Genomic DNA, 2,081 nt, shown 5'->3' with positions numbered 1-2,081 from the left:
ATGCGCAGCACGTCCCGAGCGGCTGGCTGGCCGGGAGCCGCTGGACCGCGACATTGATCCCCACCGACTCGATCTGGAGCTGGGTGGCGACCCAGTCGCTCGGGATCGGCGTCGGCACCGGAGTGGGGGTCGCCGACGGACCGATCGACGCCTCCGGGGTCGGGGTGGCGGTGGCAGCGACCGGGGTTGGGATCGGCGGCAGGCTGGGTGTCGGAGTCTCGTCGAGCGGCAGCTGGCCGACGAGGATGAGCGCGACTCCCAGCACGGCGAGGGTGAGTGGGAGCGCCAGCCCCCGGGGTCGACGGGCGTTCAGCGGTACATGCCTCAGCGGAGCATGCCCTGGCCCACGGCCAGCCACTCGACCGGCAGCCAGCCGAGCAGGAAGCCGGGGAAGATACCGAGCAGGATCACGCCGGCCACGCTTAGGACGAGGGCCAGCCGCCCGACCCCGGACCGCTCGACCTCGGCCGGTTCGGCCTCCGGATCGCGCATGTACATGTAGACCACGACCCGCAGGTAGTAGAAGGCGGCGAGGGCGGCGTTCAGGGCAATGGCGATCGCCAGCCACACCAGCCCCGCATCCACGGTCGCCAGCAGGATGTACAGCTTGGCGAAGAACCCGACCGTCGGCGGAATACCGGTCAGCGACAGGAGGAGGACGGTCATCGCTGCCGCCAGGGCAGGCTGGCGCGTGGCCAGGCCGGCGAACGAGGCCAGCCCACCGTAGCGGCGGACGTCACGCTGGAGCATGCCGACCACGGCAAAGGCGGCGATGTTCATGACCGAGTAGCCGACGAGGTAGAACACGACCGCCTCGACGGCCTGCACCGCGATCGCCTCGCTGGGCGCGGCTGCGTAGGCCGCCAGCCCGGCCAGGATGTACCCGGTGTGCGCGATCGACGAGTAGGCCAGCATCCGCTTGACGTTGGTCTGGGTCAGGGCCACGACGTTGCCGAAGGTCATCGTCAGCACGGCCAGGATCACGAAGACGTCGAGCCAGTCCGCGCGCAGTGGCCCAAGTGCCTCGCCGAACAGGCGCAGGAGGAGGGCGAACGCACCGAGCTTGGGACCGACCGAGAGGAAGCCGGTGATCGGCGTCGGGGCGCCCTGGTAGGCGTCCGGGGTCCAGAAGTGGAACGGGACGGCGGCGGCCTTGAAGGTCGCCCCCACGGTGAGGAAGCCGATCGCGACCAGCACCGCCCCGTTCATCAGGCCGTCGGCGAAGACCTCAGCGATCTCGCGGAAGACGGTGGTCCCGGTCAGCCCGTAGGTCCAGGCAATCCCGAACAGGAGGATGGCGCTGGCGAACGAGCCGAGGAGGAAGTACTTCAACCCGCCTTCGTTGCTGAACCGATCGGTCTTGTGGAATCCGGTCAGCACGTAGGCCGGCATGACCATCAGCTCCAGGCCGAGGAACAGGGTGATGAGGTCCGCGCTGCTGGCGAGCACGAAGATCCCGAGGGTCGAGAACAGGAGGATCGCGTTGAACTCGCCCAACGGCAGGCGACGCGCGACCAGGTACCCCGGCGCGAACAGGGCCGACAGCAGACCGATCCCGACCGCGCCCAGCTTGAGCACCAGCGCGAGCTCGTCGACGGTGTAGATCCCGGCCAGCGCCTCGCTCGGCGGCGAGGTCCACACCACGCCGATCGCCGCGGCGGTGGCCAGCAGGCCGAGGGCGGTGACCGGGGTCAGGAGCCACTTCCGCTCGCGCGGCAGGAACAGGTCCACGGTGATGACGACCAGGATCGAGATGGCGAGGGCAAGCTCGGGAAGGAGCGGGAAGAGGTTCGCCGGGTCGTTCATCGGCTCATCGGTCCATTCCCGCGCTCACCATGGCCAGGCCACCAGGTCCAGGCCGCCGGCGGCCTGGACGGCGTCGAGGATCCGCTCGACGGGCGCGGCGGTGGCCTCCAGGACCGGCATCGGGAACACCCCTAGTGCGACGACCAGGATGACGAGCGGGGCGAGTGACAGCCACTCGATGCGGGTCAGGTCATGGAGGCCGTTCCACGCGCGGCGCATCCAGTCCGATGGGACCGCGAAGAACGCGCGCTGGAACATCCACAGCATGTAGACCG

At 69.5% G+C, this 2,081-nt stretch carries 3 protein-coding genes; all 3 read right to left on the bottom strand.

All coding sequences use genetic code 11. The features are described 5' to 3' along the window. Nucleotides 1-265: hypothetical protein (locus VF468_15160; protein ID HEX5879632.1), on the bottom strand; the 265-nt coding region annotated here is incomplete at its 3' end. Between the two features lie 59 nt (nucleotides 266-324). Continuing rightward, nucleotides 325-1,806, bottom strand: coding sequence for an NADH-quinone oxidoreductase subunit N (locus tag VF468_15155; protein HEX5879631.1), 1,482 nt, complete (start codon nucleotides 1,804-1,806; stop codon nucleotides 325-327). A 24-nt stretch (nucleotides 1,807-1,830) separates the two neighbouring features. Continuing rightward, nucleotides 1,831-2,081: hypothetical protein (locus VF468_15150; protein HEX5879630.1), on the bottom strand; the 251-nt coding region annotated here is incomplete at its 5' end.

It is taken from the genome of Actinomycetota bacterium (assembly GCA_036280995.1).
Classification (GTDB): Bacteria; Actinomycetota; CALGFH01; order CALGFH01; family CALGFH01; genus CALGFH01.
The sequence above is the reverse complement of the archived record's forward strand: the minus strand, read 5'-3'. Positions and strand labels throughout refer to the sequence as shown.

Excerpts from the sequence above, each read along its gene's own strand:
- VF468_15155 (HEX5879631.1), bottom strand. The coding sequence starts at position 1,806 with ATGAACGACCCGGCGAACCTCTTCCCGCTCCTTCCCGAGCTTGCCCTC.